The following is a 21,623-nucleotide window of genomic DNA, read 5'->3' as shown; positions in this document are numbered from 1 at the left end:
TCAGCCCCGATCGGCGATGCGCTCGCCGAAAATGCCCTGCGGCCGCAGCAGCAGGAACAGAATCATGATGCCGAAGGCCAGCAGGTCCTTGTAGGTGGAGGACAGATAGGCCGCGCCGAGTATTTCGATCAGGCCCACCACCAGTCCGCCCGCGATCGCGCCGGGCACGCTGCCGAATCCGCCGATGATGGTGGCGGCGAAGGCCTTGAGCGCAACGGCATCACCCATGTTGACGTCCGCGAACCACATGGGTCCGACCAGCAGGCCGGCAAAGCCCGCGAAGACGGCTGCCAGCAGCCAGGCGAAGCCCAGCAGCAGGCGCACAGGCAAGCCCATCAATCTCGCGGTTTCCACGTCCTGCGCCACTGCCCGCATTGAGCGCCCGATGGAGGTGCGATGCAACAACGCGTAGAGTCCGGCGATCAACAGCAGCGTGATGACGATGGTGGCCAGCGCGTGCACCGTGATGACGCCGCCGGCCAGGCTGATGGTGCCGTCGCCGAAGGGCGAGGGCATGCGGAAAGGCCAGGCGTCCCAGACCAGCAGCGCGCCGTTCTGCATGGCAATGCCGGCGGCGACCGTGCCGATGATGACCGTCACGACAGGACGGTTCTGCAACGGCAGGTGCACCAGGGCATAGAACAGCAGGCCGAAGACCGCCATCATCGCGATCGCCACCGGGTAGGCCAGGGCCGCGGGCCACTGCGCCTGGATGATGGTGCTCACCCCGAAGAAGGTGCCCAGCATGACGAACTGGCCGGCGGCGAAGTTCACCACGCTGGTGGCCGAATACACGATGACGAAGCCCAGCGCTGCCAGAGCGTAGACGCTGCCGAGCGCGACGCCGTTGACCAGCAGTTGGATCATTTCCTGCATGGATTTCCCCTTGTGTCGCCGGCCATGCTCAGTCGACCTTGATGGTGCTGATGAACTGCATGTCCTTGCTTCCCCGGGCGAACTTCACGATGGCTACGTCGTGCACGCCGTTGCCTTTGGCATCGAAGCTGTACACGTGCGAAACGCCCTGGTAGCCCTTGAGATCCTTGAGATAGGCCTGGAGCTTTTGCGGATCGGCGCCGACGGCGTTGATGGCCTGGGCCATCAGCATGGCGCCATCGTAGTAAGCCGCGCCGTAGGGATCAGCGTCCATGGAAAAGCGCTGTTTGAAGCGTTCCGCATAGTTCTTGCCTTTGTCGGTGGCCGGCAGATAGGCGTCGATTACGCCCCAGACGTTCTCGAGATCGGATGCCGACAGCAGTTGCATCGCGGCCGGGACAAAGGCGGCCGACGAGGCCACCACGGGCTGCTTGAGGCCGAGCATCTTGATCTGGCGCAGCACCATCGCGCCGTCCTGGGGATAGACGAAAGCCAGGATGACGTCGGCGCCCTTGTTCTTCAGGCTGAGGATCTGCGCCGACATGTCCTTGTCGTTCTGGCCATAGGCTTCCGTGCCGACGGGCGTGATGCCTTGGTCCTTCAGGAAGGCGGCGGCGGCGTTGGCGCCGCCCTGGCCGAAATCATTCTGGATGTAGAGGATGCCGGGCTTGGACAGTTTCAGCTCGTCCTTGACGAACCGCGCCATGGCAACGGCCGCCGTGCTGTCTTGCGGGCGGATGCGGAACAGCCAGGGATTGCGCAGATCCGCGACGGCATCGGCCCCGCCCGCATACATCGCGGGAATTCCGACCTTCGCCACTTCCGGCGCGACGGCCATGTTCTGGGTGCTGTAGCTGGTAAGGAAGGTGAAGGCCGGCTTGTTCTCCTGCGCCAGCTTCACGTAGGCGTTGACGGCCGTGCCATTGGACGCCTGGGCATCCTCGAACACGAACTTGACGGGTTTTCCCTGCAAGCCGCCGGCCTTGTTGATGTCGTCTTCCGCCAGCTTGAGCGAATTGAAGTACTGCTTGCCGGTCAGCGACAAGGGGCCGGTGAGCGGCACGGTGGCGCCCACGACCACGTTCTGGGCGCTGGCCGCGCAGGCCAGTCCTGCCAGGGCGATTGCCGGTATTACGCGGCCGGCGAGGGTGAGGATGTTCTTGACGGACATGATGCTGCGCTCCTGTAACGATCAACGTTGAAGGCGGGGCGGCTTTCCCCTGGGGTTTTTGATGGCTCAATCGTCGTTCCGAAAATCGGTACAACGTTCCTGTTTTCGGTATAATAAAAAACAGCCGGCATCGGCAGCAAGACCGGGTTTTCCCGGCATGGGCGTTCGACCGCCCTACAATGCGCCTCCAAGGAACGCCTATGAGCCTAGATTCCAAACTCCCCCCCCTAGAGCGCTACACCCGCATCCTCGAACTGCTTGCGTCTTTTCCCGACGGCTTGGCCCTCACGGAAATCGCGCGCATGCTGGCGCTGCCTAAAACCAGCGCGCATCGGCTGCTGGGCACCATGCAGGACTCGCAATTGGTGGATCTGGCCGCAAGCACCTATGCGCTGGGAGCGCGCGTCAAGCGGCTGGCCTATGCCAGCGCGGATACGGAGTGGATCGGCGCGGTAGTGCGCCCACACTTGGCGGACCTGGCGGCGGAAACCGACGAAACCTGCTACCTGGCGAAGCTCCATAGCGGCCACCAGGTGTCGTCCGTGCTGATGGAAGCGCCCGATACGCCCTGGCGCGGATTCGTGCTGCCGGGCAAGGGCATGGCGCCACATGCCGCGGCGTCGGCCAAAGCCATACTGGCGTTTCAAGCGCCCAACGTGATTGATGCCGCGCTGGCGGAGCCGCTGCCGCGTCTTACCGCGCATACGTGCGTAGACAGCGCCCGCATCAGGGATGAGTACGCCCAGGTCCGCCGGCAGGGCTATGCGACTTGCATCGGAGAAATCGATGAGGGCCTGGCGGCGCTCGGCGTGCCAGTGCATCTGCAGCATCTGGGCGTGATCTACAGCCTCGGCGTAACGGGGCCTTTGCAGCGCCTGAAGTCCAAGAACCTCGAAACGTTGGCGGCCATCATGCAGCGATACGCCGAACGGGTCGCGCACGCCTTGGCCGCGGGGTACACGCGGCGGCCCGCGGATCAGGGCTAGGGGCAGACAGGGCAGTCGCGGCGGGCGTCGGCGCCCCAGTCCACATCAATGGCGGCGATAGGCGAGACCTTGCGCGTCGCGTTGTCGATGCACACGAGACCAATCTTCCCCGTAGCCACCGCGCGCCCGCTCTGTTTTTCCGTCAGATGAAACTCCAGGTCGAACCCGTACTTGTTGAAGTGGGCGGGGGCGATCTCGATGCGCAATACTTCGCCGTGGTGGCTTTCGGACTTGTATTGAAGGGCAAGGTCCGCCACGACGAAGTGGTGCCCCTCGATGTCTTGTTCGTGATACCCGAGAGAGCGGATGAACCTGACCCTGGCCTCCGACACCAGGGCGATCAGCTGGGCATGGTCCAGGTGTCCTCCGTAGTTGATGTGTCCGGCGTAGATCTGGATCTCGGTAGCGAAGGGATAGTGGTTTCTGGGTTCGAACAAGAGGCGTGGCACGGGAGGAAGGCGGAAGGAGTGGGTATCGAAGCGGTGGATCCTGCGCGCCGGTTACCCGGGCGCGCAGGGGCTGGCGTCAGGTGGGCGGCGCAGGCTGCGCGATCAGGGCGGGAAGCTCCCGTTTGAGCACCTTGCCCATGGGGTTGCGCGGCAGCGCCTCCAGGATGAACCAGTGCCTGGGAACTGCGTAGTCCGCCAGCCATTGGATGCAGTGCGCTTCCAGGCGCTCGGCGTCCAGGGAAGCTCCGGGCCGGAACACGATGCAAGCCGCCGCCTCTTCGCCCAGCTTGGGATGAGGGTACGGAATCACCGCGACTTCCTGTATCTGCGGCAAGCGCTGCAGCGCGTTCTCGATGGCGGCGGACGAGATCTTCAGGCCCCCCCGGTTGATGACGTCCTTGCTTCGGTCGACGAAGCGGAACAGGCCGTCCTCATCCTGGACGACGATGTCGCCGGTATGCAGCCAGCCATCGCGGAACGTGTTCGCGGTTTCCTGCGGATTATCGTAGTAGCCCTGGGCCATGCTGGGGCCGCGAAAGCACAGTTCGCCTGGTTCGCCCGCGGCAACTGGCTGGCCGTTCTCGTCCAACGCGCGCAACTCGCAGTTGGGCATGGCTGCTCCGATCATGCCCGCCTTGGCGGGTAGCCAGTGCGGCGGCAGGCTGGCGCCCGCAGGCCCGCTTTCCGTCATACCCCAGATCTGCATCTGGTCCGCCCATGGCCAGGCCTGGGCAATGCGGTCGATCGCGGCCACGGGCATGGGGGCGCCGCCGTAGGCGATACGCCGCAGGCGCCCCAGGGAATATGTTCCCCGTTCGCACTCGTCCAGCATGTACTGGATTACGGCGGGTACGCCATGGTAGACCGTGGATTGCTCGGACTCCGCCAGGCGCAGCCGATCGGCGTTGCCAGCCAGATGCTCCAGGACAAAGCCCGCGCCGTGCACCCACGATGACATGCATCCCAGGTTCAGGCATGAGCTGGTAAAGAACGGAAAGGCGCCCTGGTAGAGATCGCCGGTACCCAGCCCCACCGCCTGGCCGACGGCGAATCCGGCGGCGAGCATGCTTCGATGCGTATGGACGACCGCCTTGGAACGGGAGGTCGTGCCGGAAGTGAACAGCAGGCATGCCGGCGAGTCCGGTTTCAAGCCCGCGTCTGCCGCGAAGCCGGCGTCCGTTCCGTCCAACGGGTCCTGCCAGGCGAGTCCGGCTGAGGCGGGCGCGCCAAGCAGCGCTTGCCTTGCGGACGTCAGACGCTGCAGACGCGCCGCCGATGCCGTCTCGCAGACCACGAGGGCAGGACGCACCAAGTCCATTGCATGGGCCAGATCGTCGTCGGCTGCGCGTGTGTTCATGGGCACGGCGATCGCGCCTATCGCATAGCAGCCCAGGGCTGTCAGCACGGCTTCCCGTCCGGCGTCGTTTGCCAGGTAAATGGCGACCCGGTCGCCGCGGCCGATGCCGATGGCGCGTAGCCATGCTCCGGTGCGGCGCGAGAACAGCGCCAGTTGCGCGTAGGTCAGGCGGTCGCGGAAGCCGCGGACTGACTGCGCCGACAAGGCCACCCGAAACGGCAGCTGCCTGGCTCTTGCCTCGAGCAACTGTCCCAGGGTCTGGCCCGAGATGGCGGCCCATGACGGCGGGAGCGGATCATCGCGTAGCGCTTCGGATTCCATGGTTGCGGCCTTTTTTCGGTGGAAGAGAGGATCACGCCAGCATGAGCATGCGGGGCGTGCCCTGCTGTTCCTCGGTGGCGGCGCGCGCCTTGAGGACATGCTTGAGCACCTTTCCGGTGGCGGTGCGGGGCAAATCGTCCACCACGAACATGCGTTCCGGGAATTTCTGGCGGGCCAGCCTGGCGCTTTCCAGATACGCCAGCATGCCGGCGAAATCGAGCTCGCGCCCTGGCCGCAGGACAAGGTAGACGCAGGGCGTCTCACCCATCCGGGGATGGGGAAAGGCCACCACTGCCGCCTCCTGGATGGCGGGGTGCTGATGCAGGAGATCTTCGATCTCCTTGGGACTGATGTTCTCGCCGCCGCGGATGATGAGGTCCTTCTTGCGGCCAGTGACAGTGAGGTAGCCCTGGTCATCGACGTAGCCCAGGTCGCCGGTGCGGAAGTAGCCGTCGGCGTCGAAGGCCTCCCCTGTATGGAGCGGGTCGGTATAGCCCAGCATGACTTCGGGGCCGCGGGCCGTGATTTCACCGGCTTGGCCGGGCGCGAGCACGGCGCCGCTTACCGGGTCGACGATGCGGACTTCGTGGTTGAACACCAGGCCATCTGTCGTGACCCCTCTTTCCGCGGGGTCGCCTTTGGCGATGCCCAGGGAAATGGTGGGCGCTTCGCTGCTTCCGTAGATGCGAAAGGTCTTGCAGTTCGGCAGCACCGCATTGGCCCGCTTGACGACTTCCGGCGGCACGGGCGCGCCGCCGCTGCCATAGAGGCGCAAGGCGGGCAGCTGGATGCCGCGCCGGTCGACCTCGGCGACCAGCTCCACCAGGAAGGGAGTGGCGCCGATGCTGAACGACACCTGGTGCGCCTGGATCAGGGCCAGCGCGGCGCTCGCGTCCCACCGCTCCATCAGCAATACTTTTGACCCTTGCAGGAAGGGCAGCTCCAGCCCGTACAGATACCCGGTGATATGGGTAACGGGAGATGGCATGAGTAGTACGTCTTCCCGGGAAAGCTCCCAGAACGTGGTGACGGCCTCGATCTCGGCATGGATGGTGTTGTGGCTGTGCAGAACGCCCTTGGGATTTCCCGTGGTCCCCGAGGTGTAGAGCAGCAGCTTGATGGCGTCGGGCGGGGTATGCGCGAACGGCTCGAGGGGTGTTTCGCGGCTTGCCCAGGAAGCATACGAGGCCTGGCCGTGCGCCTCGGACCGGACCAGGATCAGGTGTTCCAGATCGGGCAGGTCCGGACGCAGCCGCTGGATCATTTCCAGGTAGTCGATGCTGCGGAAGCGTTGCGGAATGAACAGGGCCCGCGTCTTTGAGCGCGAAAGGATGAACCGGAGTTCCGCGTCGCGATAGATGGGGACAATGGGGTTGCAGACAAACCCGCCGATCGCGCAAGCCAGATTGATCGCCAGGGTTTCGCGCCAGTTCGGCAGCTGAAAGCTGATGACGTCGCCCCTGCGCAGGCCCCGGTCGCGCAAGGTTCCCGCGAGGCGCAGCGCCTGATCCCACAGTTGCGCAAACGTGAGTACGCCGGAATCGTCCGCCACCGCGACGTCGTCCGGGTAGTCACGCGCGCATCGTCGGGCGCGATCCACCAGGGTGATGTTCTTCCAACGGCCGTCCCGCGCATAGCTGGCCGCCATGTCCGGGTCGAGCCGCGTATTCCAGCCGCTCACGTCTGTCTGCATCATTGTCTCCCGCACTGTTTTTGTCCGGCGCCCGTCTGCGTGGGCGGGGCCGTGCCGATGCTGTGGTTCAGCTCAAGCCGCCGCGCACCAGCTTCATATAGGTTTCGATCACGGATTCCGGCAGGGTTACGCCCTTGCCGCTTTCCGCCTCCGCGTCCTTGACGTAGCGCAGATACAGGTAACTTCGCGCCGCCATGAACATGTAGGCCAGGGTTTCCAGTTCTTGTTCGCGGTAGTTGACGATTTCCCCGGCGCTGACTCCTCTGCCCAAGGCTTCCACGTAGTGTTGGGTAATCAGCTTGAAATGCGCCTGGTACGCCACCGGTGCGGCTATTTCGGCTTCGTTGAGGATACGGAAAAACCCCGGATTGCCCTGCAGATAGTTGAAGAACGCCCGGAACCCTCTTTCTTCCATGTCCAATACGTTCGCTGCGCCTTTCACCTGGCTGCGGATGAAGACCAGCATGTCCTGGCCGACATGGGGCAGCAGCTCGTCGAACAGCGCCTGGCGCGACTCGAAGTAAAGATAGAACGTGCCTTGCGCGATTCCCGCGGCTTCGGTGATGCGGTTGATGGAGGCGTCGGCGTAGCCGCGTTTTCCGACTACCTGCGCCGCAGCGCGGAAGATCGCCTCCCTGGTTTCGCCGGCCCGTTCGTCGCGGCTCTGCTTTTTCCGGGGGCGGCCCCGGGTGCCGGCGGAGACCGGCGCGGAAGGCGCCGATGCCGGTTTATTCGGGTTGCGTGCAGTCATGGGGCATTATCTGTTGGTGTGTGACAAGTTCAGACCGCCAGGTAGCGGTCGGCAATTTCGGGATGGGCGTCGAAAAGTTTCCAGTCGCCCTGGAACACGATTCTGCCAGTATCGATGACGAATACGTAGTCGGTGCACTGGCGCGAGAACCATAGGTTCTGCTCCGCCAGCAGTAGCGCGGCGCCTTGCTGCTGGCGGGCCAGGTTGACCTGCGTGGCCATCTGCTGGACCAGCAGGGGTGCCACGCCTTCCGTGGGCTCATCCAGCAGCATGCATTTCGGGCGGGACATCAAGGCGCGCGCGACCGCCAGGATTTGCTGCTGCCCGCCGCTGAGTTGGTTGCCCATGCGGGTCCTGAGTTCGGCAAGCGCGGGGAACAGCGCGTAGGCCTCTTGCAGCGGCAGGCAGCCCTGCGGGCCGCTGGCGTGCCGCGCGAGCAGCAGGTTTTCCTCTACGGTCAGATGGCTGAATATCCTGCGGTCTTCGGGTACCAGCGCCAGCCCGGAGCGCGCTCGCGCATGCGTGCCGACCTGCCGGAGATCGTTGCCCATGAAGCGCAGCGTTCCTTCGACGGTGGGGCCGCCGCCCACGATGCTCTTGAGCAAGGTCGTCTTGCCGGCGCCATTGCGCCCCAGCAGGGCGACCCCCTGGCCGGCGCCGACCTCGATGCCGACGTCGTCGAGAATCAGGCTGTCGCCGTACCGCGCCCGCAGGTTTTTGACTTCAAGCACTTTGCACCTCGTGGCCCAGGTAGATTTCCCTGACTTCGGGCGAGGAACGCACGTCCTCGGGCGGTCCGCTGGCGATGATCTCGCCGTAGTTCAGCACGGTGATGCGGTCTGCGAGCGAGAAGACGACGTCCATGTCATGCTCGGTCAACAGTACCGAGATGCCGCGTTCCCGCACCACCGATTTGATGGTTTTCACTGCGGCCGCCCTATCTGGCGGAGACATGCCCGCCATCGGCTCATCAAGCATCAGGAGTTTGGGCCGCAGCGCCAGGCTCATCGCCAGTTCCAGCCGCTTCCGGTCGCCGTAGGCCAGCACTCCGGAGACGTGATCGCGCTGCGATGCCAGGCCCATTTTTTCCAGGGCATCCAGGGCCTCGTCACGGACGTCGGCGGCGGGTGCGATGCGCAGGTTGAAGCCGCCGCGCGCGCCCCGGTGGCGTCGGCTGGCCTCGATGGCGACCACCATGTTCTGCAGCACGGTGTCTTCGCCGAAGACCCGGGCGACCTGGAAGGTACGTCCCACGCCCAGGCGCACGCGCTGGTATCCGTCGATGCTTTCGACCCGCTTGCCCGCGATCGATATTTCGCCCGCATCTGGCAGGAGTTCGCCGCTCAAGGTTTTGAACAAGGTGGTCTTGCCCGCGCCGTTGGGCCCGATGACGACGTGCGTTTCGCCTTGCTGCATGTGCAGCGTCACATCCTTCAGGACCGGAATGCTGCCGTAGGACTTGTAGAGTCCGCGCGCGTCGAGTATGTGCGTAGTCACGATGTCAGCCCCTGAATCTTCGAACCTGAGCCGCCGTCGGTGGATTTTCCACGCCGGCTCGCGGCGAGCAGACGCTGCGCGCCACCGATGACGCCGCCGGGGAATGCCAGCACCACGAGCAACAGCACGGCGCCTATCAGGATTTCGGAGAGGCCGACAATGTTGCGCGTCATGTGTTCGAGTCCGATGAAGATCACCGCCCCGGCGACGGGTCCCCAGAAGTAGGCGACTCCGCCAACCAGGCAGAACAGGATGGGCAGCGCGGAATACCCCCAGTGCGCGATTTCCGGCGTGAGCAGCTGGGTCGCCGGCGCGTACAGGCCGCCGGCCAGGCCGGCGAATGCGCCGCTGGCCACAAAGGCCGAGAATCGCATGGCGTGGACATTGATGCCGAGAAAGCGCACTCGTTCGGCATCCTGGCGGATGGCCGCCAGCAGCCGGCCATACCGGTTGTGCCACAGGATGTACAGGACGAGGCCGAGGAGCGAGACGCAGGCCAGGGTGACGTAGTAGAGATTGCTTCCCTGTGCCAGGTCGAGGCTGAACAGTCCAAAGTCCACGACCGGCCGCTTGATGCCCGTCATGCCGTCTTCCCGGCCCAGGAGGTCCGATTTCGAGATCAGGATGTGCACCAGTTCCGCCAGCGCCAGCGTCAGGATGGCGAAGTAGATGCCGCTGGCGCGGCGCAGGGCGACGACGGCGACCGCCGCCGCGACCAGCCCGCCCGCCACGCCCGCGGCCAGCCAGGCCAGGGGGAAGGGGACTTGGGCGTAACTCTGGAGCAGCAGGCCGGTGGTGTAGGCGCCCGCGGCGAAGTACGCCGCATGGCCGAAACTGACCAGCCCGGTCAGGCCGAAAACGAGGTTGAAGCTCAAGGCGAAGGTCGCGTTGATCAACACGACCGACGCGAGAAACACCAATCCCTTGTCCGCCCACCAAGGGACGCTGGCGAATAGTCCGATTACTAGGCCCGCAACCGCGAGGTCGAACGACCGCCGGCTTGTTGTACTGGCAAGCTGGTTCATTACCGTAGCCCCTTCAAAAGTCCTTGCGGACGCCACATCAATATCGAAATGAGGGCGACGTAGAAGAACAGGCCTGGGACCTCCGCGAAGACGCGGTCGCCGACCGCCGTGATGAGGCCCAGCAGGATTGCGGCCAGGAAGGCGCCGCGGATATTGCCCATGCCGCCGACGATGATCACGCCGAAAGCCTGGATGATCAGGGCGCTGCCCATGTTCGGGGACAGGCTCTGGTTGACGGACAGCAGCGCGCCGGCGACCCCGGCCAGCGCGATGCCCACAACCACGGTGCCTGTCAGCACCAGGCGCACGTTGACGCCGAGTAGCGAGGCCATCCAGGGATCGACCGCCACCGATTGCACGGTTTTCCCCAATTCAGTGCGATGCACCAGATAGTCGAGAAGGAGGAACACGAGCACGCCGCAGCCGATCACGAACAGCACGAAATTCGGGGCCAGCATGCCGGCGATCTCGGTCGCGCCGCGCAATACTGGCGGCGGCGGAACGCTGAGGAAGTCTATGCCCCAGATCACCTTGACCGCGCCCTGGCAAAGCAGCAGCAGCGCATAGGTGGCGATCAGCGAATAGGATTCGCCGACGCCCCGGAGCCGCTGGAACACCAGCCTGTCCACGGCGATGCCCAGCACGCCCAGCGCCGCCGCACACACGACGGTTGCGAACATGAACGCCCAGAAGGACGGCTCTCCAAGCATGGCCAGCAGGCTGTATGCCAGATAGGCGCCCAGCATCACGAAGCCGCCGTGCGCGAAGTTTAGGACGTGCAGGATGCCGAAAACCAGCGTGAGGCCGGCGGCGGTCAGGAAGACGGTCATCCCCCACGACAGGCCATTGAGCGCCATCAAACCATATTGGTCCATGATCCTCGGCCCTTTCAAGCTGCCCGCAAGCTCAAGGCCTTTCCGGGAGTGGGCGGGTCGATCACCTCCTCGCCGGGGATGCGGATGACGTCCACGATCTCGAAGCCCTCCGCGGCCTTGGCCGATCCGCGCAAGCGGTACATGACCACAGGCTTGATCGCCTGGTGGTCTTCCTTGCGGAAGCGGCGCGGGCCGGTAGCGGTCTCGAACGTAACCGATTCAAGCGCATTCAACACTGCCTGTGTGTCGGTCGACCCCGCCGCCTGCAGCGCGCGGGCGTAGGCCATCACCGCCGCATGTCCTTCGGAGATGAAGCCCAGCGTGAGAGGATCCTTGGCCCGGCGCACGGCTTCCGCCTGGAGTTCGCGGCTGACGGCGATGTCCTCGAACGCGCCGGCGTACCAATGCGTTCCCACCCACATGTCCGGCAGGTCCTGCTTCATGGCCTTGGCGACGATCATTTCGTTGGCCGAGTCCACGATCAACCGGGCCTTCTTGAAGAAGCCGAAGGGTTCGGCCTGTTTGTACAGGGTTACGGCATCGCCGCCGTACACGGAGATCATGAAACCCTCGGCGGGGATGGACATGGTGGCGGTAATGGCGTTGCGATAGTCCGCGGCGCCGTACTGGGTCTTCACCGGCGGTGCGATCACGGGCTGCTTCTGGGTGAGGGCGGGATAGAACTCGCGCAGGCCGTCTTCGAAGCATCCCCAGGTGGTGCGGCCATACTCGTGGTCGGGAATGACGCCGGCCCAGCGGTTGACATCCGGGTAGCGTTGCGCCGCCATCTTGGCGAGCGCGCGTTGGCGCATGTAGGGATTGTCCGTGACGCGGAAGTAGTTGCGAACGAAGCTCTCCTTGGTGAGTTTCTCCGAATGCGCGGCGCAGGTGATCAGCAGCGTCTTTTCCTGTTCCAGGATGGCGGCGATCGCCAGGGCCACGGCGCTCGACACCACGCCGAACAGCATATTCACGCCGGAGCCGGCCAGTTCGCGCGCAGCGACGGTGGCGTCCGCGGGCTTGGCTTTGTCGTCCCGGATGACCAGCTCCAGTTTCCTGCCGAGGACGCCGCCAGCCTGGTTGATCTGGTCCACGGCAATCTGCGCGCCCAGCAGCATGGGCTGTCCCAGCGGCGCCTGGGCGCCTGAAAGCGATGAAATGAAGCCCAGCTTGATGGGGGTATTGGCTTGCGCGAACGCGGCGCGGCTCAACAGGCTGCCGGCTGCCGTTGCGCTTGCGCCGCCCAGGGCGCCTAGCAGCTTGAGGACGTTTCTGCGATCCATGTTCATGTCTCCTTTGCTTTGTTCTGCTTTGTTGTGCGGGGCTGGCCCCGGGAACTTCAGATCAACCAGGCTTGTGTCATGCGGCGCCGATGTCGCCCGCGCCTCCAAACGCGGACCATCCCCCGTCCACCGGCAGGGTTGCGCCCGTGATGAAAGACGCCCATTCCGAGGACAGGTACGCGGCCGCATGCGCGATTTCCCTGGGATGGCCGAGGCGGGCCATCGGGGTTCGGCGCTCTATCTGTCCGGTGTCAACTTTGTTTTCGCGTATCAGGGTTTCGACCAGGGGCGTGCGGATGTAGCCTGGCGCGATGCAGTTCACACGGATTCCGAGGCTGCCCCATTCGCTGGCCAGCGACTTCGTCAGCATGATGACGCCGGCCTTGGACGCGCCATAGGCGTTGCGGCGGGGAAAGCCGCCCAGGCCCACGATGGACGAGATGTTGACCATCGAACCCGAGCGGCGCTGCGCCATGTGTGTGCCAACGGCCTTGCACATGAGGTAGGTTCCGGTCAGGTCCACATCCACGATCCGTTGCCAGGATTGCGCGCTTTGCGACAGGGTCGGGGTGTAGGTGTCGGGGATGCCGGCGCAATTCACCAGCGCGTCGATGGAGCCCATCGCCGCGATGGCTTCCGCGGTGACGCGCAGGCAGTCTTGTTCCGCGCAGACGTCCGCCTGCAGCCGGGTCGCGGCGTCTGGCTTCGAGCCGTCGGGCGGCTGGATGTCAACCGCGCTCACGCGCGCGCCGAGTGCCAGGAACAGTTCGACCACTGCCGCGCCGATGCCGCTGGAGCCTCCAGTGACCAGTACGTTCTTCCCGGCCAGATCGATTGCGGACATGTCAGGCATAGGCTCCGGACCACTTGTAGATGTTGTTGCGCTGAACGGCGGAGGAGCCGCCGATGATGGGTAGCAGCAAGGCGTCCCGGACATAGCGTTCCGCGTCGAAATCCTTGACGTAGCCGTAGGCGCCAAAGATGGTCTGGCATTCCAGCGCCACCGCGCGGGCGGTTTCCGTGGCAAAGAGCTTGGCCATGGAGGTTTCGACGCCGCAGCGTTGATGTTCGTTTGCCATCCACGCGGCGTGATACAGCACCAGACGCGCGGCATGCAATTGCGTCTTCATGTCCGCCAGCTTGTGTTGGATGGACTGGTAGTTATTGATGGTCTTGCCGAACTGCTGGCGTTCGCCCGCATAGGCCCATGCATCGTCAAGCGCGGCTCGGGCGATGCCGATGCCGATGGCGGCCACCTCGAGCTTTTCCACGTCCAGGCCGGAGCCCACGATCATTTGCCAGCCGTTGTTCCAGCCGGCCTCGCCGCCCATGACGTTCTCGAAGGGCACTTCCACGTCTTCGAGGATCACATCGGTCGTCGCCGCGCCCTTCATGCCCAGCCCTTCGATGGGCGTGATGGTGACGCCTTTTGTTTGAGGCGGAATCATGACCATGGACAGGTTCTTGTAGCGCGCGTCTTCGTCGCCGGAGCGGACCAGCGCGTAGATGTAGTCCGATATCCCCGCGCCCGAGCAGAAACGCTTGGCGCCATTGATCCGGACCCGGTCTCCCACCCGTTCGGCGCGGGTCTTGACGCTGGCCAGGTCCGCGCCGGCGTCCGGCTCCGTCCAGCCGTAAGCGAAGACGAGGGTGCCGTCCACGACCTTGGGCAAAAGCTCGGCTTTCTGCGCAGGCGTGGCGCATTCGACCAGATTCATGCCCGCGTAGCACGCGCTCATGATGTAAGGCACCGACACCGCGAGGCTGCGGCGCGACAGTTCCTCGATGACGACCATGGTCGCGAGGATGTCGCGGCCCGCGCCGCCGTACTCCTCGGGCACTGTCAGCCCCATGACGCCGAGGCCGGCCAGCTTGTCGAATACGTCGCGGGGAAAATGATTGCGCTTGTCCCAGTCGGCCGCCGCGCCGCGCGGCATTTCCTTTTCGACGAAGCGTTCGAGCGTGTCGCGCAATTGCCGGATGTGGTCGGGTTCCGTGAAGTTCATCGGCGGCTCTCTACTTTCCGGAAAAGACCGGGCTGCGCTTCTCGCGGAAGGCGTTGACAGCTTCTTGATGGTCTTGGGTGGAGTTGGAGAGCGCCTCGTAGGCCAGGGAGGCGTCCATGATCGAGTGCGCCAACTGCTTCAGTCCGATGTTTGCGGACATCTTGGTCCAGCGGATGGCCTTGGTCGCGCCCGCGGCCAGCTTGTCTGCGAACTGTCCGACTCGTTGGTCCAGGTCCGCCGCGGGGACCACATGATTGATCAGGCCGATGCGCTCCGCTTCCGTCGCCATCATCAGGTCGCCGGTCATCAGGTATTCCTTGGCGCGCGCATAACCGATAAGTTGCGGCCAGATGACGGCGCCGCCGTCGCCGGCCACGTAGCCGACGCTTACGTGGGGATCGCCAATCTTCGCGGCGTCCGAGGCGAAGATCACATCGCAGAACAGCGCGAGCGTCGCTCCCAGGCCTGTCGCGTGTCCATTCACTTTCGCGATGACGGGCTTCTCGCAATCCAGCAGCGAATACACGATCTGCTTGCCTTCGCGCGCCGTCTTTTCGAACGCCCCGGGAAGATCGATCATCTTCTGCATCCAGTCTATGTCTCCTCCGGATGAGAAGGCCCGGCCTGCTCCCGTCAGCACCACGACATCGCATTCGGGGTCGGCCGAAGCGTCGACAAACACCCGGGCCAGCTCTTCGTGCATGGCTTCATCGACGGCGTTCAGCTTTTCGGGCCGGTTCATCGTGATTTCCAGGATGCGCTTGCGGCGTTCGAACGTCAGGCTCTTGTACTCAGCAAAGTTCATCTAAACCTCGTATTGAGAGCAGGAGACGCCAGGGGTCTCCTGCATGGAGTTCGCCTGGCGGACCCGGCTGGCGGGCCGCGTCATGGCAAGTCGTCAGGCATTGGAGGCATTCTTGCAAAAAATGAACAGTGAGTCATTATTCATTTTGTGTTTTTTGATGGGTGTTTTCCCTAGGGGGGAAGACATGCATGGGAGGAGTTCGATCTGGCCGAGGCGGTCTGCCCGGCCGTGCGCCCGCGGCGCCTGTCTGCCTATCCGGTAATTTCCGCGGCGGTCCAGAACGCGACGCGATCGCGCCCCGAATTCTTCGCCCGGTACAAGGCCTGATCGGCCCGGGCCATGACCTTCTCGATGTCGGGACCATCGGATGGCCACAGCGCGATGCCGATGGAAACCGTGACATGGCCTACCGCCTGCGGCATGAGCTGGCTTGCCGTCGCCGCCCGGATGCGTTCGGCCACCTTCCCCGCGGTGTCGCGTGAAGCGTCCGGCATCAGGATCAGGAACTCTTCGCCGCCGACGCGGCACGGCGCGTCTTCCGCACGGACGCAGGTCCTGAGGATGCCGGCCAGCGCAATCAGCACCTGATCGCCGGCGGCATGCCCGAAGGTGTCGTTCACGCGCTTGAAGTGGTCCAGGTCCAGCGCCAGCACCGCGAAAGGCTGCTGCGTCCGTTGCAGAGCGGCGATCTGCAAGGCCAGGCCTCTTCGATTGATGAGGCCGGTCATCGGATCGGTGATGGTGTCGGAGCTGAGCTTGTCGATGCGCCTGGTCTGGGAATTCTGGCTCATGGCGACGGCGTTCCTGAGCCGTGCCGCCTCGTAGTACCAACCCTTTATCTTGCCGAGGTCGCCGGCCGAGGCGTCGGGCTGGTCCCGTTCGATGACCTGGGCCAATTCCTCCAGGGGCCTGGAGATCCAGCGGCCCAGCAGGTAGATGAGCAGGAACATGAGCAGGCCCAGCGGCAGGGCATAGAGCACGATCCTGCTGGTCAGGCTCTGCAGCGGACGGAGCGTTTCGTCCAGGGGGCGCTGCGCCACCACGCCCCAGCCGCCGTTCTTGAGCGCGGCGTATCCGGCCAGCAGGTGCGCGCCGCGGGTGTTGACCACGGGCATCGCCCCGGTCTCGCCCCGCAGCACCGCTTCGACCACCGCGTTGTTCCGTTCGCTGGTGCCGATGCGTTCCTTGTCCTTGTGATAGATGATGTTCCCGTCGCCATCGACGACGTACAGGTAGGAGCCGTCGCGATAGAAATGGTCGCCCACCAGCTTGTCGAATTCATTGCCTTGCTGCAGGGGCAGGGCGGTGATGATCGTGCCGGCATAAGCGCCCTGGGCATCCAGGTAGGGTTCTGAAAAAGCCAAAACCAGATTGCCTGCCATGCCCACATAAGGCGTCGAGATCTGGCCCGTCAGCCTTTGTGGGCCAGAGGCCAGTTGCGGCCGAACCAGGGTCTTGCCTTCAAAGCCCGGATTTTCCGGAACGGTGGCCAGGACGGCGCCGTTCTTGTCGGTAATGGCGGCAGTCATGGCCCCGTCGGTCTGGTGGACGAGGCGCGCGAGTTCGTCTTCCAGGGCGGACTTCGATCCCACCAGGCGAGGCGCGCGTTCGGCGGAGAGGACCAGCTGCCGCTGTATGGATTCGATGTACAGGTCGGTGACCTCGGCCAGCTTGACCGCGTAGGCCCGGTTGGCCTCGAGCGTGTTGGCGATGAGCTGTTCACGCTGGACCAGGTAGGCCGCGTACAGCGTGTTGACGAAGGCAATGATTCCGCTGGCGAGCGCCAGCACGGTGATCAGCCGGCGCAACTTCAGTCTGGGCATCGCTGCAGGGGTCAACGCGGAGCTCCTTCAATAATTCTCTCTGACCATTGAATCGGGGCCTGCCGCGCCGGCCATGCCTGCGCGTGTGGAGCTTTGAGTTTTGCGGCAAGCCTGCGGCAAGTCAAGAATCGCGTGGAGGGTAGCCCGCGGATAGCGCCTCGATCAGGTGCTGTATGAATGCGCCCGTCGCCTCGGGCAGCCGTGCGTGGCTGGCAGTCTGCACCTGCAGCGTGCGTTCGGCGAACACGGCTTGTTGCAACGCCACGGCCACCAGCGCGCCGCCGCGCAGGGGTTCGGCGAGGGTGATTTCGCCGGCCAGCGTGACGGCATGGCCGGCTTCGACGATGGCGCGGATGACCGATGACGAGTTGCTGGAGTAGGCGACATCGAAGGGCGGCCCGTCGCTGCCGGCGGCCGAATTGTCGAACAGCAGGCGCACGGTGGTGCCGGAGTCCGTCAGCGCGATCGGGTAGCGGCGCAAGTCGTCCAGGGACACGCTGGCGCGCCCGGCAAGTGGATGGCCCGGGACCATGATGGCGCGCACGGGCGAGACGATTTCGTAGCGCACGGCGATGCCGTTGCCTGCGTTCAGGCTGAAGGCCAGGCCCAGGTCGATGCTGCCGTCGCGCAGGCGTTGCGTCACCACGCCCGGCGACGCGATGTGCACCTGGAACGCCACATCGGGGTGCAGGGCGCGGTAGGCGCCCAGGATAGGCGGCAGCACGTTGCGCGCCACGGCCTCGTTGGAGCCTATGCGGATGGTGGTCAGTTCCGCGTGACGCAGGCTGCGGATATCGCGCAGCACATGTTCGGCATCCATGGCGACACGGCGCGCATAGTCGGCCAGCATTTCACCGGCCCGGGTCAGTTCCATGCCGTGCGGGCGGCGTTCGAACAGGGCCGCGCCGCAGTCCTCCTCCAGTTTCGCGACTTGCCGGCTGATCGCCGAAGGCGCTACGTGCAGGGTTGCGGCGGCGTCCTTGATGCTGCCGGCCCGTACGACTTCGAGGAAATAGCGGTGTGCGGTGCTGAGCATGTGGCGATTCTCAATATGGCAATTGGCATGCTAATTATTGATATTGATTGCCTCAAAAGCAATTCATAGAATGGGCCGACCAGGGCCGCCAGGACACAAGGGCAACAGACCCGGCCGGCGGCTCTTCAACCAAGGGGAATCGCATGGCTACTGTTGTTTGCAAATCGGGCCGCGCCGTCACGCGCTCGCAAGGACTGGGTTGTCTGAAGCGCGCCTTCGCCGCGCTTGCGCTGTCGGCGGTGGCGGGAGCGGGGGCGGCGGATTTTCCGCAGCGTTCGCTCCAACTGATCCTGTCATTTCCGCCCGGCGGCGCCACCGACGTCCTGGCGCGCGAACTGAGCCAGAAGCTGGGAGATGCGCTGGGCCAGTCGGTGGTGGTGTTGAACCGGCCCGGTGCGGGCGGTTTGATCGGCATGCAGGCAGCAGCGCGTTCCGAGGCCGATGGCTACACGCTGTATATCTCGTCGGTGATGTCCAACTCCATCTACGAGGCCCTCAACGGCAAGCAGCAAGTGTCGCTGGACGGCGATTTCGACGCGGTGGGCGCGATAGCGAGCGCCCCGCACATCCTGGTCACGCCCGCGACGCTGGGCATCAAGGACTATGCCAGCCTGGTGGCCTATCTGAAGGCGGCGCCGGGCAAGTACAACTACGCGTCGATGGGCGCGGGCACGCTGTCGAACCTGGAAGGCGAGATCTTCAAGGAGCAGGCGGGCGTGGATGCGCTGCAGATCCCGTACAAGGGCAGCAGCCAGGCCCTGCCCGAGGTGATTTCGGGCGCATCGGTCTTCATGTTCGACAGCGTGACCAGCTCGCTGCCGCATAAGCAGGGCGGCCGCATCGATGTGCTGGGCGTGGCTTCCGCCAAGCGCCTGCCCGTCATGCCCGACGTGCCCACGCTCAAGGAACTGGGCGTGCAGGGCCTGGAGGCCGAGAACCTGTTCGCGCTGATGGCGCCCAAGGGGACCCCCAAGGACAGGCTGGACATCGTGGCGGGCGCGCTGGCCCGGGCGCAGGCCGATGCCGGCTTCCGCAAAGCCATCGAGGCCCAGGGCTTTCAGATCAGCGAGATCCCGGCCAAGACCCTGCCGCAGTTCATCCTGGACCAGCAGGCATTCTGGCGCGACAAGGTCAAGGCCTTGAACATCACCGCAGGCAAATGATCGGACCTCCCATGCCCATACCCAACGATCCCTTCTGGCAGCTTCCCTACCCATCGCAACGCATGCCCGTGCTGGCGGACAACGTAGTCAGCACGTCGCAGCCGCTGGCCAGCTCAGCCGGCCTGCAGATGTACGCGCGCGGCGGCAACGCGATCGACGCGGCGCTGGCCACCGCCATTGCGTTGACGGTCGTGGAGCCGTGCATGAATGGCATCGGCGGAGATATGTTCGCCATCGTCTGGCATGGTGGCCGCCTGCACGGGCTGAACGCGTCCGGGCGCGCGCCGGCCGCCTGGGAGACGGCCAGGTTCGCGCATCTGGACGGCATGGATCCCATAGGCTGGGGCAGCGTGACGGTGCCCGGCGTCGTATCCGGTTGGCGCACGATCTGGGAGAAATTCGGTTCGCTGCCGTTCGAAGACCTGTTCGAACCGGCCATACGCTATGCGCGGGACGGCTACCTGGTCTCGCCCACGGTGCATCGCCAGTGGCAGAAACAAGTGCCGCGCCTGAGCGGGCAGCCGGGCTTCGCCGAGTCCTTTGCGCCTGGCGGCCGCGCGCCCCTGCCGGGAGAACGCTTCCGCAGTCCAGGCCAGGCCGCCACGCTGGAGAGCATCGCCCGCAGCAAGGGCGAAAGCTTCTACCGCGGCGAACTGGCCGCGGCGATCGCCGCCCATGCGCGCAACACGGGCGGCTATATCACCGAGGCCGACATGGCGAGCCATATCGCCGATTGGGTGGAACCGATAGGCATGCGCTACCGCGACCTGGAACTGTTCGAGATCGGCCCCAATGGCCAGGGTATCGGCGCATTGATGGCCCTGGGCATGCTGGAACACTTCGACCTGGCGGGCTGCGGCCGCGACAGCGGCCGCGCGCTGCACTTGCAGATCGAGGCCATGCGGTTGGCGTTCGCCGACCTGTACGAGCACGTGGGGGATCCGGCCCACATGAAGGTGTCCAGCGCACAGCTGCTGGATCCCGCCTATCTGGCCGAAAGAGCGAAGCTGATCGATCCGGACCGGGCGGGCGAGCCGCGGCCTGGCAATCCGCACAGCGGCGGCACCGTGTATCTGACCGCTGCCGACCGGCATGGCACCATGGTTTCGTTCATCCAGTCCAACTTCAAGGGATTCGGCTCCGGCGTGGTGGTGCCAGGAACGGGCATCGCCCTGCAGAACCGGGGCTGGGGCTTTTCCACTAAGGCTGGCCATCCCAACGTGGTGGCGCCGGGAAAACGGCCATTCCACACCATCATTCCTGGCTTCTTGATGAAGGGTGGGCAGCCCTTGATGAGTTTTGGCTTGATGGGCGGCTCCATGCAGGCGCAGGGCCATCTTCAAGTCACCAGCCGGCTGGCTGACTTCGGCCAGAATCCGCAGGCTGCCAGCGACGCGCCACGTTGGCGCATCAAGGACGACAACGTCGGCGTGGCGGTGGAATGGAACTGCCCGCCGGACGCCATCGAGCAGTTGCGCGCCTTCGGCCACAAGGTGGACGTGGCGCCGCGCTTCGATCTGGAGTTCGGCAGCGCGCAGATGGCCATGCGGCTGGAGCAAGGGGGGTATCTGGCCGCGTCGGATCATCGCAAGGATGGCTACCCGATAGGCTATTGAAGCCGCCCTCCGGACCGGCATTTGGTCGAGGCAAATCCGCGTTTCGTCGAAAAAGGCGTGATCTCTCCCGGGCCTTCGCCGACAATCGGCACGTTTTGAGTCGGCACGGCAGAGCGGCCCACCCCCGGCGCCGGCCTGAACGCCGCGCCGGGCGCGTCAGCGTTGCGCCACCGCGCGCCGCAGCCGCTGCGTAGCGACCCGGCCCAGCACCACGGAAGCGACGCCGTTGTTGAATGCCACCTCTGCCTGCGCGCCGGGAAGCTGCGACAGATGAGAGACATGCTCCAGATTCATGATGACGGACCGGGACAAGGCGCAGAAGGGCGGGCAGGGGAGCTGGGCCGCCAGGCGCTTGAAGGTAATGTGCATCAGCTCATTGGCGTGGGCGGCGCTGCAGAGCAGCACATAGTCGCCCTGGGCCTGTGCCATGGTCAGTTCATGGACCTTGATGAGCTTGGTGCCATTGCGCGTGCGCAGCGCCAGGTGGCCGCTGGCGCGTGGGCGCAGCCTTGCCAGCGTCTGTTCGAGCCGGTCCGGCCGCACAGGCTTGAGCAGGTAGTCGACGGCCTGGACGTCGAAGGCGCGGGCCGCGTAGTCGCTATGCGCCGTGACGAAGACGACGGCGGGCGGGGCGTCCAGTTCATTCAGCAAATCGAAGCCGGTGCCAGCGGTCAGTTCGATGTCCAGGAACAGGGCCTCCGGACGATGTTCGCGGATCAGGGCCCGCGCCTGTTCAAGGGTGGCAGCTTCGCCCGCGACCTGGACGTCGGCCGAGGCTTCGAGCAGCCGGCGCAAGTAGCGCCGTGCCGGGGCTTCATCGTCGATGACAAGCACGCGCAGCATTTTCCTCCCTGGCGCCTTGGTGTGGCGGGTATAGTCGTCCGGTCTGG

20 protein-coding genes are annotated in these 21,623 nt (G+C 64.9%); 3 read left to right on the top strand and 17 right to left on the bottom strand.

Annotation, left to right across the window (positions count from 1 at the left end):
• Both WBB14_RS15755 and WBB14_RS15750 read right to left on the bottom strand, forming a co-directional pair.
• Entirely contained in the window at positions 1 to 876 is an 876-nt protein-coding gene (locus WBB14_RS15755; RefSeq protein WP_424240669.1) for a branched-chain amino acid ABC transporter permease, read from the bottom strand.
• Between the two features lie 28 nt (positions 877 to 904).
• Positions 905 to 2,047 carry an ABC transporter substrate-binding protein gene (locus tag WBB14_RS15750; RefSeq protein ID WP_424240668.1) on the bottom strand — a complete coding sequence of 381 codons (1,143 nt, stop codon included), beginning with the start codon at positions 2,045 to 2,047 and terminating at the stop codon, positions 905 to 907.
• 200 nt (positions 2,048 to 2,247) lie between these two features.
• On the opposite strand from WBB14_RS15750, the gene WBB14_RS15745 reads away from it, so the two are divergent.
• A complete protein-coding gene (locus tag WBB14_RS15745; protein ID WP_424240667.1) occupies positions 2,248 to 3,033 on the top strand; it encodes an IclR family transcriptional regulator in 786 nt (261 codons plus the stop codon).
• Here WBB14_RS15745 and WBB14_RS15740 read toward each other — a convergent pair.
• The 14 genes from WBB14_RS15740 to WBB14_RS15675 all read right to left on the bottom strand — a co-directional run bounded on the left by WBB14_RS15740 (position 3,030) and on the right by WBB14_RS15675 (position 17,954).
• Complete coding sequence (locus tag WBB14_RS15740; RefSeq protein WP_424240666.1) at positions 3,030 to 3,470, bottom strand: acyl-CoA thioesterase; 441 nt, start codon at positions 3,468 to 3,470, stop codon at positions 3,030 to 3,032. The genes WBB14_RS15745 and WBB14_RS15740 overlap by 4 nt on opposite strands.
• An 88-nt stretch (positions 3,471 to 3,558) precedes the next feature.
• Complete coding sequence (locus WBB14_RS15735) at positions 3,559 to 5,160, bottom strand: class I adenylate-forming enzyme family protein (RefSeq protein WP_424240665.1); 1,602 nt, start codon at positions 5,158 to 5,160, stop codon at positions 3,559 to 3,561.
• Positions 5,161 to 5,191: 31 nt separating this feature from the next.
• Positions 5,192 to 6,841 (bottom strand): AMP-binding protein, encoded by a 1,650-nt coding sequence (locus WBB14_RS15730; protein WP_424240664.1) that lies wholly within the window; start codon positions 6,839 to 6,841, stop codon positions 5,192 to 5,194.
• Positions 6,842 to 6,920: 79 nt separating this feature from the next.
• Positions 6,921 to 7,604 carry a TetR/AcrR family transcriptional regulator gene (locus tag WBB14_RS15725; RefSeq protein ID WP_424240663.1) on the bottom strand — a complete coding sequence of 228 codons (684 nt, stop codon included), beginning with the start codon at positions 7,602 to 7,604 and terminating at the stop codon, positions 6,921 to 6,923.
• 29 nt (positions 7,605 to 7,633) lie between these two features.
• Positions 7,634 to 8,335, bottom strand: coding sequence for an ABC transporter ATP-binding protein (locus tag WBB14_RS15720; RefSeq protein ID WP_424240662.1), 702 nt, complete (start codon positions 8,333 to 8,335; stop codon positions 7,634 to 7,636).
• Entirely contained in the window at positions 8,328 to 9,101 is a 774-nt protein-coding gene (locus WBB14_RS15715) for an ABC transporter ATP-binding protein (RefSeq protein WP_424240661.1), read from the bottom strand. Before WBB14_RS15715 ends, WBB14_RS15720 begins: the two co-directional genes overlap by 8 nt.
• The gene (locus WBB14_RS15710) at positions 9,098 to 10,126 is read right to left on the bottom strand and encodes a branched-chain amino acid ABC transporter permease (protein WP_424240660.1); all 1,029 of its coding nucleotides are present in this window, start codon (positions 10,124 to 10,126) and stop codon (positions 9,098 to 9,100) included. The genes WBB14_RS15715 and WBB14_RS15710 overlap by 4 nt, the downstream gene beginning before the upstream one ends.
• On the bottom strand, positions 10,126 to 11,001 hold the full coding sequence (locus tag WBB14_RS15705) for a branched-chain amino acid ABC transporter permease (RefSeq protein ID WP_424240659.1): 876 nt from the start codon (positions 10,999 to 11,001) through the stop codon (positions 10,126 to 10,128). The genes WBB14_RS15710 and WBB14_RS15705 overlap by 1 nt, the downstream gene beginning before the upstream one ends.
• A 14-nt stretch (positions 11,002 to 11,015) precedes the next feature.
• Positions 11,016 to 12,284, bottom strand: coding sequence for an ABC transporter substrate-binding protein (locus WBB14_RS15700; RefSeq protein WP_424240658.1), 1,269 nt, complete (start codon positions 12,282 to 12,284; stop codon positions 11,016 to 11,018).
• 76 nt (positions 12,285 to 12,360) lie between these two features.
• Complete coding sequence (locus tag WBB14_RS15695) at positions 12,361 to 13,128, bottom strand: SDR family NAD(P)-dependent oxidoreductase (RefSeq protein ID WP_424240657.1); 768 nt, start codon at positions 13,126 to 13,128, stop codon at positions 12,361 to 12,363.
• A 1-nt stretch (position 13,129) separates the two neighbouring features.
• Positions 13,130 to 14,290, bottom strand: a complete 1,161-nt coding sequence (locus WBB14_RS15690; protein ID WP_424240656.1) for an acyl-CoA dehydrogenase family protein — start codon at positions 14,288 to 14,290, stop codon at positions 13,130 to 13,132.
• A 10-nt stretch (positions 14,291 to 14,300) separates the two neighbouring features.
• Positions 14,301 to 15,095: an enoyl-CoA hydratase/isomerase family protein gene (locus WBB14_RS15685; protein ID WP_424240655.1), complete on the bottom strand. Its 795-nt coding sequence runs from the start codon at positions 15,093 to 15,095 to the stop codon at positions 14,301 to 14,303.
• 251 nt (positions 15,096 to 15,346) lie between these two features.
• Complete coding sequence (locus WBB14_RS15680; protein WP_424240654.1) at positions 15,347 to 16,933, bottom strand: diguanylate cyclase; 1,587 nt, start codon at positions 16,931 to 16,933, stop codon at positions 15,347 to 15,349.
• Positions 16,934 to 17,039: 106 nt separating this feature from the next.
• Positions 17,040 to 17,954 carry a LysR family transcriptional regulator gene (locus WBB14_RS15675; RefSeq protein ID WP_424240653.1) on the bottom strand — a complete coding sequence of 305 codons (915 nt, stop codon included), beginning with the start codon at positions 17,952 to 17,954 and terminating at the stop codon, positions 17,040 to 17,042.
• Positions 17,955 to 18,097: 143 nt separating this feature from the next.
• Between WBB14_RS15675 and WBB14_RS15670 the strand changes: the two genes are divergently transcribed.
• Together WBB14_RS15670 and WBB14_RS15665 are read left to right on the top strand one after the other, a co-directional pair.
• Complete coding sequence (locus tag WBB14_RS15670) at positions 18,098 to 19,117, top strand: Bug family tripartite tricarboxylate transporter substrate binding protein (RefSeq protein ID WP_424240652.1); 1,020 nt, start codon at positions 18,098 to 18,100, stop codon at positions 19,115 to 19,117.
• 11 nt (positions 19,118 to 19,128) lie between these two features.
• Entirely contained in the window at positions 19,129 to 20,733 is a 1,605-nt protein-coding gene (locus WBB14_RS15665) for a gamma-glutamyltransferase family protein (protein ID WP_424240651.1), read from the top strand.
• 156 nt (positions 20,734 to 20,889) lie between these two features.
• On the opposite strand, the gene WBB14_RS15660 is transcribed toward WBB14_RS15665, so the two are convergent.
• On the bottom strand, positions 20,890 to 21,576 hold the full coding sequence (locus tag WBB14_RS15660) for a LytR/AlgR family response regulator transcription factor (protein ID WP_424240650.1): 687 nt from the start codon (positions 21,574 to 21,576) through the stop codon (positions 20,890 to 20,892).
• Between the last annotated feature and the right edge of the window lie 47 nt (positions 21,577 to 21,623).

Source organism: Achromobacter sp., assembly GCF_049647645.1.
Lineage (GTDB): Bacteria > Pseudomonadota > Gammaproteobacteria > Burkholderiales > Burkholderiaceae_B > Achromobacter.
Note: the sequence above shows the minus strand (reverse complement) of the source record. Positions and strands in the feature narration are given on the sequence as shown.